This window comes from Ottowia sp. (assembly GCF_047975795.1).
GTDB lineage: Bacteria > Pseudomonadota > Gammaproteobacteria > Burkholderiales > Burkholderiaceae_C > Ottowia.
Genome location: NZ_JBKEEE010000080.1, coordinates 124,848 through 139,049 on the forward strand (window position 1 = coordinate 124,848; position 14,202 = coordinate 139,049).

Sequence of the window (14,202 nt, forward strand, 5' to 3'; positions counted from 1 at the left end):
TCAGACCGTGGTGGTGTGCTTGTTTTTGTAATCCAACACGGCCGCCTTGATGGCATCTTCGGCCAGGATCGAGCAGTGAATCTTGACCGGCGGCAGCGCCAGCTCTTCAGCGATCTGGCTGTTCTTCAAATCAGCCGCTTCGTCCAGCGTTTTGCCCTTGACCCACTCGGTCACGAGCGAGCTGGACGCGATGGCCGAACCGCAGCCATAGGTCTTGAAGCGCGCATCCTCGATCACGCCCGTACTCGGGTTGACCTTGATTTGCAGCTTCATCACGTCGCCGCAAGCGGGCGCACCCACCATGCCGGTGCCCACGCTCTCGTCACCTTTATCGAAGCTGCCGACGTTGCGGGGGTTTTCGTAGTGATCGATGACTTTTTCGGAATATGCCATGTCGTTACTCCTGTTTTAATAGCTAATCGCACTGATAAATTCAAGCTCTACAGCCACATTTCACTCAAAATCAATCTTTCCAAAACCAACCCTATGACCGCGGAGCAGGCCAGCCCAGCGACGCCGTGGCCGGGGTCTCCCCGGCCAGTGGCGTTGTCACCCCTCATGCAGTGAGAGGGGGGAAGGTGCCGCAGGCGACTCAGGGGGGTGTTCAGCATCATCAGTGAGCAGCCCACTGGATGGTGGACAGATCGACACCGTCCTTGTACATCTCCCACAGCGGCGACAGCTCGCGCAGCTTGCCCACGTTGTCGCGAATGGCTTTGATGGCGTCGTCAATGTCTTCTTCGGTGGTAAAGCGCCCGATGGTCATGCGCAGACTGCTGTGCGCCAGCTCGTCGCTGCGGCCCAGCGCGCGCAGCACATAGCTAGGCTCCAGACTCGCCGAGGTGCAGGCCGAACCGCTGCTCACCGCCAATCCCTTGATACCCATGATGAGCGATTCGCCCTCGACGAAGTTAAAGCTCATGTTGATGTTCTGCGGCACGCGCTCGGTGGCGTGGCCGTTGATGAACACTTCTTCCAGGTCTTTCAAACCATTGACCAACCGGTGGTGCAAGCCCCAGGCTTTTTCGTTGTCGACGGCCATTTCTTCCTTGGCCAGCCGGTAGGCTTCGCCCATGCCGACGATCTGGTGCGTGGGCAGCGTGCCGCTGCGCATCCCACGTTCATGACCGCCGCCGTGCATTTGCGCTTCCAGCCGAATGCGGGGCTTGCGCCGCACGTACAGCGCGCCGATGCCTTTGGGGCCGTAAATCTTGTGGCTGGCCAGGCTCATCAAATCAATCGGCTGGCGGCTGACGTCGATCAGCACCTTGCCGGTGGCTTGCGCAGCATCCACGTGAAAGATCACGCCTTTTTCGCGGCAAATAGCCCCAATGTCGTCCACCGGCTGCACCACACCGATCTCGTTGTTGACCAGCATGACGCTGGCCAAAATGGTGTCGGGCCGGATGGCGGAGCGAAAGGCGTCCAGATCAATCAGGCCGTCTTCCTTGACGCCCAGATAAGTCACCTCAAAACCCTGACGCTCCAGCTCGCGCATGGTGTCGAGCACCGCTTTGTGCTCGGTCTTGACGGTGATGAGGTGCTTGCCTTTGCCCTGATAAAAGTGCGCCGCACCCTTGATGGCCAGGTTGTCGGATTCGGTGGCTCCGCTGGTCCAGACGATTTCGCGCGGGTCAGCGCCAATCAGCGCGGCCACTTGTTCGCGTGCGGTTTCAACGGCTTTTTCAGCCGCCCAGCCCCAAGCGTGGCTGCGGCTGGCCGGGTTGCCGTGGTGCTCGCGCAACCACGGGATCATGGCGTCCACCACGCGCGGATCAACCGGCGTGGTGGCGGCGTAGTCCATGTAAATGGGAAGGTGCGGCGTGGAACTCATGGGTTATTTATGCAATTGTTCTATGAATCAAAATGCGTTGACGCTAATTCAGTCAAGCGCAAGCAGCTATTTTTTTGGAAGCATCCTACTTGGAAGTCATGCCGCCCAGTGCAAACACAGAGTTGGGTGCCGTCACCCGCACCGGTTTGACCACCGGCGCGCTGGAGATAGCACGTTTGGTGGCAGGCTGGCCTTCAATTTCCAGTCCGTTCGCATGCTGGTCGTCCACCAGCTTTTGCAAAGTGACCGATTCCAGAAACTCCAGCATGCGTTCGTTCAGCGTGGTCCATAAATCGTGCGTCATGCAACGACCACCGTCGCCGCCGCAGTTTTCGCGCCCGCCGCAATGCGTGGCGTCCAGCGGCTCGTCCACCGAAGTGATGATGTCGGCCACCGTGATGTCGCCCGCCTTGCGGCCCAGCGAATAGCCGCCGCCCGGCCCGCGCGTGGATTCGACCAGATCGGCCCGGCGCAGCTTGCCGAACAATTGCTCCAGATAAGACAGTGAAATGTTCTGGCGCTGGCTGATGGCCGCCAGTGTGACCGGGCCGTTGTCCTGGCGCAGGGCCAGATCAATCATGGCGGTAACGGCAAATCGCCCTTTGGTTGTCAGACGCATGGAAAAGCTCCTGGTCGCTGTGATCGTGGTTTCAATGTGAGGAGCCAGAACACGTCTTCGCCGACATGCGCTTGGCTTCATTTTTGTTTTGATGGATATCAAGGCGACTCATAAAAAGATCACCTTTTAGTTAAACAAAATCCCGAGTAATTAAGTCGAGTATAGCAGGTTTCGGGGTGGCGTGTGAGGCTTTGCACGCCTCAGCGCCTTGCCCTCACACCGCTGCGCTGCCCTCGCCTGCGGCGCCAAAGATGCGTGTTTTCAGGTGCGCCAGTTGATCGCGCACGCGGGCGGCCTGCTCAAATTCGAGGTTGCGGGCGTGCTCCAGCATTTGCTTTTCCAGCCGCTTGATTTCTTTGGCCAGGTCTTTTTCAGACATGGCTGCTTCGTCCGCAGGCTCACCACGGGTTGCAGCGCCCACGCGCTCGGCATCGCGCCCGCTTTTATCGCTGTACACGCCATCAATCAAATCGCGCACTTGCTTGACGATGCCGCGCGGCGTGATGCCATGCTCGGCGTTGTAGGCGACTTGCTTGGCGCGGCGGCGCTCGGTTTCGCCCATGGCTTTTTTCATGGACTCGGTCACGCGGTCGGCGTACAGGATGGCCTTGCCGTTGACGTTGCGCGCCGCCCGGCCAATGGTCTGGATCAGACTGCGCTCGGCGCGCAAAAAACCTTCCTTGTCAGCATCCAGAATGGCGACCAGCGACACCTCCGGGATGTCCAGCCCCTCGCGCAGCAGGTTGATGCCCACCAGCACGTCGAACGCGCCCAGGCGCAGGTCGCGAATGATCTCCACCCGCTCCACGGTATCCACATCGGAGTGCAGGTAGCGCACCTTGACGCCGTTGTCGCTCAGGTACTCGGTCAGCTGCTCGGCCATGCGCTTGGTCAACGTGGTGATGAGCACGCGTTCGTGCTTTTCCACCCGCTCGCGGATTTCTTGCAACACGTCGTCCACCTGGTGGGTGGCCGGGCGCACTTCCACCTCGGGGTCGACCAGGCCGGTGGGACGCACCACCTGCTCGACCACGTTGCCGGCGTGCTGCTTTTCGTAATCGGCCGGCGTGGCGCTGACGAAGATCGCCTGGCGCATGCGGCCTTCAAATTCAGCGAACTTCAGCGGCCGGTTGTCCAGCGCGCTGGGCAGGCGAAAGCCGTATTCCACCAGCGTGGTCTTGCGCGCCTTGTCGCCGTTGTACATGGCGTTGAGCTGGCCGATCATCTGGTGGCTTTCGTCCAGAAACATCAGCGCGTCGCGCGGCAGGTAGTCGGTCAGCGTGGGCGGCGGGTCGCCCGGCTGCGCGCCCGACAGATGACGCGTGTAGTTCTCGATGCCCTTGCAGTGGCCCAGCTCGCTCAGCATTTCCAGGTCGAACCGGGTGCGCTGCTCGATGCGCTGGGCTTCCACCAGCTTGCCTTCATCGACGAAGAACTTCAGCCGCTCGACCAGCTCCTGCTTGATGGTTTCCACCGCGGCCAGCGTTTTCTCGCGCGGGGTCACGTAGTGGCTTGAGGGGTAAATGACGAAGCGCGGCACCTTCTGCTGCACACGACCTGTGAGCGGGTCGAACAGCGAGATGCTCTCCACTTCGTCGTCAAACAACTCGAAGCGCACCGCCAGCTCGGAGTGTTCGGCCGGAAACACGTCGATGGTGTCGCCGCGCACCCGAAAGCTGCCGCGCGCAAAGTCCATGTCGTTGCGCTGGTACTGCATGCGCACCAACTGGGCAATGGCCTCGCGCTGGCCCTGCTTGCCGCCGACCTTCAGGATCATCCGCATCTGCAAATAGTCGTCGGGCGCACCGATGCCGTAGATGGCGCTCACCGTGGCCACGATCACCACGTCGCGCCGCTCCAGCACGCTCTTGGTGGCCGACAGGCGCATTTGCTCGATGTGTTCGTTGATGGCGCTGTCTTTTTCGATGAACAAATCGCGCTGCGGCACGTAAGCCTCGGGCTGGTAGTAGTCGTAATAGCTGACGAAGTACTCGACCGCGTTCTTGGGAAAGAACTCGCGGAACTCGCTGTACAGCTGCGCCGCCAGCGTCTTGTTGGGCGCGAACACGATCGCTGGCCGACCCAACCGGGCAATGACGTTGGCCATGGTGAAAGTCTTGCCCGAACCGGTGACGCCCAGCAGGGTCTGGAACGCTTCGCCATCGTTGATGCCCTCCACCAACTGCGCGATGGCCGTCGGCTGGTCGCCCGCTGGGGGGTACGGCTGGAACAACTGAAACGGCGAATCCGCAAAGCTGACGAACTGGCCTTCGTCCACCGACGGTGCAAGGGCTGTCGCTTCAGTTTGCGGCGACTTGGCAGGGGCTTTGACGGATAAGGAAGACATGCTGAAGTGCAACGTGCAACGGAAAATTGAAATCAGAGCAATGCACCAAGTCTAAAAGTAATTGCGCAGCAGCCGCGCGTGTGACGCCCGCCCCGAAGCTTTGCCAACCCTGAATTTCCCTAGTGCCGCATGCCTGAGTACAGGCAAGCCGCCTCTTACAATGCCTTACCTTGACTTGCGCCAAGACAACGCTGCGCTTTTGCAAAGCGTCTGTCAAACGCGAGACACCACTCGGCATGCCTGCCTGAAATGCCTGTCCGCGCAGTCTCCGCCATAGCTTTTACCTTCATGAAACTCCTGCTCCAACTCTGCCACCTCATCGATGGACTGAACGCGCGCGTGGGCCGCTTTGCCATCTGGCTGATTCTGGCCTCGACCCTGATCAGCGCGGGCAATGCCATCGTGCGCAAGACGCTCGACATCAGCTCCAACGCCTGGCTGGAAGTGCAGTGGTATTTGTTTGCCTGGGCTTTTTTGCTGGCTGCGGGCTACACACTGCTGAATCAAGAGCACGTGAAGATCGACGTGGTTTACAGCCGCTGGTCGCACCGCACGCGACTGTGGATCGACATTTTTGGCTTCCTGTGTTTTTTGACGCCGCTGTGCATTGTGGTGCTGTACCTGGGCATTCCGCAGTTCTGGCTGAAGTTTCAGAGCGGAGAGATGTCCAACAACGCGGGCGGCCTGATCCGCTGGCCCGCCTGGCTGTCGCTACCCATCGGGTTTGTGCTGCTGATGCTGCAAGGCTGGTCTGAGGCCATCAAACGATTGGCCTTTCTGTACGGTGCCGGGCCAGACCCAACCGATAAGTCGGGCGAAAAATCGGCCGAAGAACTGCTGGCCGATGAGCTGCGCCTGAAAACTGACGGCGCTGACAACGCCGCGCCACAAAACTGACCCCCACCCCAGAGCAAACTTAAGCCAAGCGAAACCCATCATGGAATTTTTGACGCAAAACTTTGCCCCGGTGATGTTCGTGGGACTGGTGTTTTTTCTGCTGCTGGGCTTTCCAGTGGCGTTCAGCCTGGGCGCGTGTGGGCTATTTTTTGGCTTTGTGGGCATTGAGCTTGGCCTGTTGCCTGCGGCATTGATGCAATCGCTGCCGCTGCGCATTTTCGGCATCATGCAAAACGACACCATGCTGGCGATTCCATTTTTCACGCTCATGGGACTGGTGCTGGAGCGCAGCGGCATGGCCGAGGATTTGCTGGACACCATTGGCCAGGTGTTCGGCCCCATGCGCGGTGGCCTGGCCTTTGCCGTGATTTTTGTGGGTGCCTTGCTGGCCGCAACCACTGGGGTGGTGGCCGCATCGGTTATCTCGATGGGTTTGATCTCGCTGCCCATCATGCTGCGCTACGGCTACAACCGAAGTCTGGCCACGGGGGTGATTGCGGCATCGGGCACTTTGGCGCAAATCATCCCGCCCTCGCTGGTACTCATCATCATGGCCGACCAATTGGGCCGCAGCGTGGGCGACATGTACAAAGGCGCGTTCATCCCCGGTTTTGTGCTCACCAGTCTGTACGTCGGCTATGTCGCGATTCTGGCCATCTTTTTCCGCCACCGCGCCCCTGCCCTGCCGCCTGAGGCGCGGGTGTACCGCGAACCGAATGGCAGCGGCGGCTACGCATCGCTGGTGGGCATCACGGTAGTGTCAGCCCTGGTGGCTGTTTTCCTGGCCCGCCACATGGCCGATGTGCACACCTGGTGGCAAGGCGAGCTGATCGAATCGGTGCCCACGGACGAAAAAATCGTGGTCGCCCTGTGCGGCGGCGTGCTGGTGGCTTTTTTGGCAGCAGTGCTGAACAAGGTACTGCGCCTGGGCCTGCTGTCGCGCCTGGCCGAGCGGGTCACGTTCGTGCTGATTCCGCCGCTGCTGCTGATCTTCCTGGTTCTCGGCACCATCTTCCTGGGTATCGCCACACCCACCGAAGGCGGTGCCATGGGGGCCGTGGGCGCGCTGGTGATGGCGTTGGTGCGCGGCAAGCTGAACATGTCACTGCTCAAGCAAGCGCTCAACTCCACGCTCAAGCTGTCGTCGTTCGTGATGTTCATCCTGGTAGGGGCCACCGTGTTCAGCCTGGTGTTCCAGGGCGTGGACGGCCCACGTTGGGTGGAACACCTGCTGACGCAGTTGCCGGGCGGTCAGGTCGGCTTTTTGATCGCCGTGAACATCATGATCTTCTTCCTGGCGTTCTTCCTTGACTTCTTTGAACTGTCGTTCATCGTCATTCCATTGCTGGGGCCGGTGGCCGACAAGCTGGGCATTGACCTGATCTGGTTTGGCGTGCTGCTGGCGGTGAACATGCAAACCTCGTTCATGCACCCGCCGTTTGGCTTTGCGCTGTTTTACCTGCGCTCAGTCGCCCCCGACAAGGAATACACCGACCGCGTGACCGGCAAGACAATTGCACCCGTGACCACCATGCAAATCTACTGGGGATCGGTGCCCTTCGTCATCATCCAGTTGATCATGGTCACACTGTTGATCTTCTTTCCGGCGCTGGTCACCGGCGGGCTGGACAAGGAAGAAAAAGTGGATCTAGATCAGGTCACCAACATACTGGAAAACATGCCATCGCAAGACTACGGCATGCCCTCCCTGCCGCCAGGCTTTGACTTCCCTGCTCCTGCCGGGCCGGTGATGCCTGATGCGCCTGTGGACGGCGACACCTCAGGCGCTACCGCCCCACCAGAAGCCGCAACCGCCACGCCCGACACGGCCATAGACCCCATGCAGGCCGTGCAAGACGCATTGAAGGAAGGCAACAGATAATATTAGCCCGGCATCAAATCATTGAACTCAAGCTGCATACCAAACTGGCGCATGTTGAAAGCAGCTCTTGATCCCTGTTCGGGCCGCTTTTGAACGCTGTTCAGGTGCCTCACCGTGACCTTGATGCACCAATGACAATGCTGTTCAAGGTGAAAACCAAGTCCCGTATTCGATGATCACCCTGCAACCGTCTCCGCAATCAGCACATCGGCCGGGATGCCCAGGCTCTTATGCAGTCGTCGAATCATGGTCAGCGTCAGCGAGCGCTTGCGGCTCAGGACTTCGTAGACGCGGTTGCTTTTGCCGATGATCGGCTCAAAGTCTTTGACAGACAGTCTGTTCTGATTCATCTGCAATTTGATGGCTTCCACTGGATCAGGCGCAGTGATGATCGCCCACAGCACGGATGGCAGGAACCCCGCGTGGCGCGGGGATTTCAGGCAAGAAAAAGGGCCCGGAGATTTTCCGATCCCTTGGTATTGGTGGCGGAACACGGAACCGAACCCGCGTCCGCAATCCGAGCCAGATAGTAACGCCTTGGCCTTGAGGGCGTGGCTTCAACGATTTGGCCGTTCTTTTCTTCGCCCAGCCTCTGGCCTAGTTCGCCGTCATATGGGAAAATTGGCAACTCTTGGCAATCCCTATTCATCATCGGCAAAGGCGAGACGATGGCAGACCCGGAAGGTGAAATCCTGACCCTAGACGAGGTGGCCGCCTACTTGAAGGCTGGCAAGCGCACCGTCTACCGCCTCGCGGCCGAAGGCAAGCTTCCCGCGTTCAAGCTCGGCGGAACGTGGCGCTTCCGCCGCAGCGACCTGGATGAGTGGATTGCCGCCAATCTGACCAACAAAGATTCGGGGGCAAGCGACTGATGGAACTGATCGACAACATCAGCAGGTTGCTTGGCGACGATCTCAAGCAGACCCTCCGGCCAGGCGCGCGCCTGAAGGTTGCGGCCTCGTGCTTTTCGATGTACGCCTTCGAGGCGCTGAAAGCCGAGCTGGAAAAGATTGACGAGCTGGACTTCATCTTCACCTCGCCCACCTTTGTTGCCAACGAGGTCACCGACAAGATTCGCAAAGAGCGAAAGGAATTCCACATCCCCAAGCTCGACCGGGAGCGCAGCCTCTACGGCAGCGAGTTTGAAATCCAGCTGCGCAACAAGCTCACCCAGCGGGCGGTGGCCAAGGAGTGCGCCGAGTGGATACGGCGCAAGGCCAAATTCAAGAGCAACCGCACCAAAGCGCCGATGCAGCAGTTCGCCTGCGTGCAGGCTGGCGGCACCGACACGGCTTACATGCCCCTTCACGGGTTCACGGCTGTCGATCTCGGTTACCAGCAAGGCAATGCTGTATCCAACCTCGTCAACAAGATGGACGAGGCACCATTTGCCGCCACGTACCTGAGCCTGTTCGATCAGATCTGGAACGACCCCGAAAAGCTGGAGGACGTGACAGCGCAGATTTGCGAGCACATCGCCTCGGTCTACCAAGAGAACTCACCCGAGAGCATCTACTTCCTGATGCTCTACAACATCTTCAACGAGTTTCTAGACGACATCGACGAAGACGTCCTGCCCAACGACCGCACGGGCTACCAGGACACCCTGATCTGGAACAAGCTCTTCAACTACCAGAAGGATGCTGCCACCGGGATCATCAACAAGCTGGAAACCTACAGCGGTTGCATCCTTGCCGACAGCGTCGGCTTGGGCAAGACCTTCACCGCACTGGCCGTCATCAAGTATTACGAGTTGCGAAACCGGTCGGTGTTGGTGCTCTGCCCCAAGAAGCTGGCGGACAACTGGCTGAACTACAACCGCAACCTCAAGACCAACATCTTCGCCCGCGACCGGTTCAACTACGACGTTCTCTGCCACACGGATCTGTCCCGCACCAGCGGCGAGTCGTTCGGTACACCGCTAAACCGCATCAACTGGGGCAACTACGACCTCGTCGTCATCGACGAGTCGCACAACTTTCGCAACAACGACGCCTACAAGGACAAGGAAACCCGATACCAGAAGCTGATGCGCAAGGTGATCCAGGAAGGGGTCAAGACCAAGGTGCTGATGTTGTCGGCCACGCCAGTCAACAACCGCTTTACCGACTTGCGCAACCAACTGGCCCTGGCCTACGAAGGCGACTCCGAAAACCTCACAAAAAAGCTGCGCACGGACAGAAGCGTCGAGGAGATTTTCCGAGGCGCACAAGCAGCCTTCAATGCGTGGTCGAAGCTCCCCCCGGAAGAACGTACCGCGCGTGCGATCCTCGACTCACTGGACTTCGACTTCTTCGAGCTGCTCGACAGCGTCACCATCGCACGCTCGCGTAAGCACATCCAGACCTTCTACGACACCAAGGACATCGGTCAATTTCCGGAGCGCCGCAAACCGCTGTCGTTTCACTGCCCGTTGACCGAGCGGTCGGACGTGTTGGGCTTCAACGAAATTTTCGAGCAACTCTCCCTGCTCAAGCTGGCCGTTTATGCGCCCATCAGCTACATCCTGCCCAGCCGTCTGAAAAAGTACGAGGAGATCTACGACACCAAGGTAGGCGGCAAGGGCACGCTGCGCCAAGCCGACCGCGAAAAGAGCCTGCAGGCCCTGATGACGGTCAACCTGCTCAAACGGCTTGAAAGTTCGGTGCAGTCGTTCCGGCTAACGCTGCAATCGCTGCGGGCCAACAACGAAGCCACCCTCGCCAAGATCGCCGCGTTCAATCAATCCGGCGGCGCGGTCACGGTGGGCGATCTCACGGAAGTGCTGGAAGGGCTGGATGCAGAGGACGATGAGCTGCCGATGCCCGGCGACGAGGGCGGCGAGATTGGCAGCAAGATCAAGATCAGCCTCGCTGACATGGACTTGCCGTCCTGGGAGCACGAACTGAAGGTGGACTTACAGGTCATCGATGCCTTGCTGGCTTCGATGAACAAGATCACGCCGCAGGACGACGCCAAGTTGCAGCACCTCAAAGCACAACTGCTCGGCAAGATTGCAAACCCAATCAACCCCGGCAACAGGAAGGTGCTGATCTTCACAGCCTTTGCTGACACCGCAGATTACCTGTACGCCAACCTTGCGCCTGAGCTGCTGGCCACGCTCGCCATCCACACGGCCAAGGTCACCGGCAAGGGAGCGCCGCAGTCCACCATCAAGAGCAAAACCCAGAAGCGCAGCTATGACTTCCAGGAGCTGCTCACCCTGTTCTCACCTCGCTCTAAAGAGAAGGCGGTGGTACTGCCGGACGAGCCGCACGAGGTGGATCTGCTGATCGGCACGGATTGCATCTCCGAAGGGCAGAACCTGCAGGACTGCGACTACCTGATCAACTACGACATCCACTGGAACCCAGTACGCATCATCCAGCGCTTTGGCCGGGTAGATCGCATTGGCTCGCCCAACAGCAGCATCCAGCTAGTCAATTACTGGCCCGACATTTCGCTCGACGAGTACATCAACCTCAAGGAGCGCGTTGAGAGCCGAATGATGATCGCTGACGTGACCGCCACAGGTGACGACAACGTGCTGTCTGCACAGGCCAACGACGTGTCGTACCGCAAGGAGCAACTGCGTCGCCTGCAGGATGAAGTCATCGAGCTGGAGGATTTGAAGACCGGCGTCTCGATCACCGACCTGGGCCTCAACGACTTCCGCATGGATTTGCTCAACTACGTCAAAGCCCATGGCGAACTGAGCAATGTGCCTAACGGGATGCACGCAGTGGTTCCCGCCAGACCCGAGATGGGCCTACGGCCGGGCGCGATCTTCACGCTGCGCAATCGCAATGCCGGGATCAACCTCAACCAGCACAACCGCCTGCATCCGTACTACCTCGTCTACATCAACCGCGAGGGAGAGGTCATTCATGACCACACCGAGGTGAAGCGCCTGCTGGATCTGGTGCGTACCTGCTGCAAAGGCCAGGACAAACCCATCGTCGACGTGTGCCAGCGTTTCAATCAGGAAACGGCAGATGGCCGCCGGATGCAGCCCTACTCCGATCTGTTGGGCAAGTCCATCCGTTCGATGATCGAGGTAAAGGAAGAAAAGGATTTGGACAGCCTGTTCAGCGGTGGCAAGACCACAGCACTGACAGACACCATCTCCGGCCTGGACGACTTCGAACTCATCAGCTTCCTCGTGATTCAGGAGGCTAGATGAGTCAAGGAGTGACCACACAAAAAACAGCGCTGATCGCCTACCCCAAGCAAGCTGCTTTCGGGCGCGTTCTGCCCAAGAACAAAATCTATGAGCACAGCGGGGCCAACACCCGGCTGAAGGAACTGTTCGTCGAGCAGGTCGAGCAGATCATCTGGCAGTACAAGCTCGCCCCAGAGACGATCAACCTGCCTGCGCGGCCCGGTGTGCCGGAAATCCAGATTTTCAGCATCCAGCTCAAGTCCACCGAGCTGCACGAAGACGTGCTCCGCTGCATTGATGGCGCGGTGCAGTTCCCGATCATGTTTGAACTACACCAAGGCCAGGGCGATCAGGCGAAAACGCAGGTAGCGGCGGCTTACAAGCGCCCGAGCGAAGCCGACGCCAGTCGCTGGGTGCTGTCCAGCTACTTCACCAGCGACTGGATGCCAGCGGCAACTGCCCGTACGGCTATGCCGCTGGCCCTCGACATGGCCCACCTGTACTCCGTTCTGCTGCAAGGCTTAATGCCGTTGCCAGCACGTCCACTGGAGGCCTTGTCCGACTGGATTGCGCGTATCGAGCAGGCGGCAAGCAAGCGCCGCGAAGTCGAGAAGACCCAGGCGAGACTGGCTAAGGAAAAGCAATTTAACCGCAAGGTCGAGATCAACGCGACCTTGCGGCAACTGAAATCTGAACTTGAACAATTGAGCCGCTGACCCCCGATATCGGAAGCGCAGCGACCAGAGGAACGAACATGGACAAACTGAAAATGCACTCGCCCAATCTCACGCAAGACAACATCGCCCGCATTCGCGATCTGTTTCCGGGTTGCGTGACGGAAGCCAAGGGTGAAGACGGCAACGTGAAGCTGGCGGTGGATTTTGACCAGCTTCGCCAAGAGCTAGCCGATTCGATTGTTGAGGGGCCGCAGGAGCGCTACCACCTTAATTGGCCAGGCAAGCGCGAGGCACTGCTCACGGCAAATGCACCGATTGCAAAGACGCTCCGTCCAGTACGCACGACAAAGAATTCAAAAGGCGAACAAATTGAAGAGAGCGTCAACTTCGACACTACCAAAAATATCTTTATCGAGGGCGATAATCTCGACGCACTGAAGCTGCTTCAGGAAACTTATCTTGGCAAAATCAAGATGGTCTATATCGACCCACCGTACAACACGGGCAACGATTTTGTTTACGCCGACGACTTTGCAGACGAAGTCTCTGAATTCTTTCTCCGCTCAAATCAAGTGGATAGCAAAGGAAATCGCTTGACAGCCAACCCCGAAACAAGCGGGCGCTTTCACTCGGACTGGCTGTCCATGATGTATTCGAGACTAAAGTTGTCGCGCAACTTGCTGCGAGATGATGGACTCATCGTAATTCATATTGATGAGAATGAATATCCCAACTTGGAGAAGCTTCTGGCCGAAATATATGGCGAGAAGAATAATCTCGGAACTATTGTGTGGGATAAAAGAAATCCAAAAGGTGATGCCACCGGTGTCGCGCAGCAGCATGAACTAATTTGTATTTACTGCAAAGATCGAGAATTCTTCAAGGCGACCTGCGAGTTCCAGCGTCCCAAAGAGAACGCAGGAAAAATGCTTGCAAAAGCCAAGCAGATTCTTGGCAAGGAAGGCGGAGTCACTGAAAAAGCAAGGAGAGAATACAAAGACTGGGTAAACCAGCAAGATCTCACTGGGGGCGAAAAGGCATATAACCAAATCGATGACAATGGCGACGTCTTCCGTCCGGTTTCGATGGCGTGGCCGAATAAGAAAAAAGCACCGGAAGATTACTTCATCCCGCTAATTCATCCCGTAACAGGGAAGGAGTGCCCTGTTCCTGAGCGGGGGTGGCGCAACCCTCCTGCAACAATGCAAGAACTCCTGAAGTCTGGGTTGATTATTTTCGGCTCAGACGAGAAGACGCAGCCAACAAGAAAATATCGACTGAAAGACAATTTATTTGAAAACATCCCTTCGCTGCTTTACTACGGTGGCAGTGACGACGCCTTGCTTGCTGACCTCAATATTCCTTTTGATACACCAAAACCGGTTCAGGTGGCAAAGAGACTAATTCAATCAGTTTGCAAGAATGACGATATATTGATCGACTTCTTCGCTGGCTCGTGCACGGCGGCGCATGCACTTATGCTTTTGAATGCAGAAGATGGGGCAAATCGCCGATTCATAATGGTTCAATTGCCCGAGGAGTGTGACGAGAAGTCCGAGGCCAGAAAACTTGGATACTCAGTAGTTTCCGAGATTGGAAAAAATCGCATTCGGAGGGTGGCACAAAAAATTCGAGAAGAATTCTCAGAAACCTTGCCTACGAGAAATACGGATCTCGACTTAGGATTCCGCCTACTTAAAGTCGATACATCGAACATGGCTGACGTCTACTACGCCCCCGATGCGCTGGACAAAGCCAATCTCGACTTGTTTGTTGACAATATCAAGCCTGACCGCACGGCGGAA

11 protein-coding genes are annotated in these 14,202 nt (G+C 58.0%); 6 read left to right on the plus strand and 5 right to left on the minus strand.

Features of this window, described 5'->3' with window-relative positions:
- The 4 genes from iscU to uvrB form a co-directional block, all read right to left on the minus strand.
- Complete coding sequence (iscU, locus tag ACK5NW_RS12140) at nucleotides 1-393, minus strand: Fe-S cluster assembly scaffold IscU (RefSeq protein WP_416928373.1); 393 nt, start codon at nucleotides 391-393, stop codon at nucleotides 1-3.
- 220 nt (nucleotides 394-613) lie between these two features.
- Nucleotides 614-1,834, minus strand: a complete 1,221-nt coding sequence (locus ACK5NW_RS12145; protein ID WP_416928375.1) for an IscS subfamily cysteine desulfurase — start codon at nucleotides 1,832-1,834, stop codon at nucleotides 614-616.
- 85 nt (nucleotides 1,835-1,919) lie between these two features.
- Nucleotides 1,920-2,453 carry a Fe-S cluster assembly transcriptional regulator IscR gene (iscR, locus tag ACK5NW_RS12150; protein ID WP_416928377.1) on the minus strand — a complete coding sequence of 178 codons (534 nt, stop codon included), beginning with the start codon at nucleotides 2,451-2,453 and terminating at the stop codon, nucleotides 1,920-1,922.
- A gap of 214 nt (nucleotides 2,454-2,667) precedes the next feature.
- Nucleotides 2,668-4,800 carry an excinuclease ABC subunit UvrB gene (gene uvrB / locus ACK5NW_RS12155; RefSeq protein WP_416928379.1) on the minus strand — a complete coding sequence of 711 codons (2,133 nt, stop codon included), beginning with the start codon at nucleotides 4,798-4,800 and terminating at the stop codon, nucleotides 2,668-2,670.
- A gap of 288 nt (nucleotides 4,801-5,088) precedes the next feature.
- Here uvrB and ACK5NW_RS12160 point away from each other — a divergent pair, with 288 nt between their 5' ends.
- A complete protein-coding gene (locus ACK5NW_RS12160; RefSeq protein WP_416928381.1) occupies nucleotides 5,089-5,697 on the plus strand; it encodes a TRAP transporter small permease subunit in 609 nt (202 codons plus the stop codon).
- A 40-nt stretch (nucleotides 5,698-5,737) separates the two neighbouring features.
- Nucleotides 5,738-7,579 (plus strand): TRAP transporter large permease, encoded by a 1,842-nt coding sequence (locus ACK5NW_RS12165; protein ID WP_416928383.1) that lies wholly within the window; start codon nucleotides 5,738-5,740, stop codon nucleotides 7,577-7,579.
- A gap of 176 nt (nucleotides 7,580-7,755) precedes the next feature.
- Here the strand turns inward: ACK5NW_RS12165 and ACK5NW_RS12170 are convergent, their stop codons facing one another.
- Complete coding sequence (locus ACK5NW_RS12170; protein ID WP_416928414.1) at nucleotides 7,756-8,019, minus strand: helix-turn-helix domain-containing protein; 264 nt, start codon at nucleotides 8,017-8,019, stop codon at nucleotides 7,756-7,758.
- Between the two features lie 228 nt (nucleotides 8,020-8,247).
- On the opposite strand from ACK5NW_RS12170, the gene mads1 reads away from it, so the two are divergent.
- The 4 genes from mads1 to ACK5NW_RS12190 form a co-directional block, all read left to right on the plus strand.
- A complete protein-coding gene (gene mads1, locus ACK5NW_RS12175) occupies nucleotides 8,248-8,451 on the plus strand; it encodes a methylation-associated defense system helix-turn-helix domain-containing protein MAD1 (RefSeq protein ID WP_031672511.1) in 204 nt (67 codons plus the stop codon).
- Nucleotides 8,451-11,741, plus strand: coding sequence for a helicase-related protein (locus ACK5NW_RS12180; RefSeq protein WP_416928386.1), 3,291 nt, complete (start codon nucleotides 8,451-8,453; stop codon nucleotides 11,739-11,741). The genes mads1 and ACK5NW_RS12180 overlap by 1 nt, the downstream gene beginning before the upstream one ends.
- Before the next feature lie 8 nt (nucleotides 11,742-11,749).
- The gene (locus ACK5NW_RS12185) at nucleotides 11,750-12,436 is read left to right on the plus strand and encodes a DUF4391 domain-containing protein (RefSeq protein ID WP_416928388.1); all 687 of its coding nucleotides are present in this window, start codon (nucleotides 11,750-11,752) and stop codon (nucleotides 12,434-12,436) included.
- Between the two features lie 38 nt (nucleotides 12,437-12,474).
- The coding region (locus ACK5NW_RS12190; RefSeq protein ID WP_416928390.1) for a site-specific DNA-methyltransferase at nucleotides 12,475-14,202 on the plus strand (1,728 nt) is incomplete at its 3' end.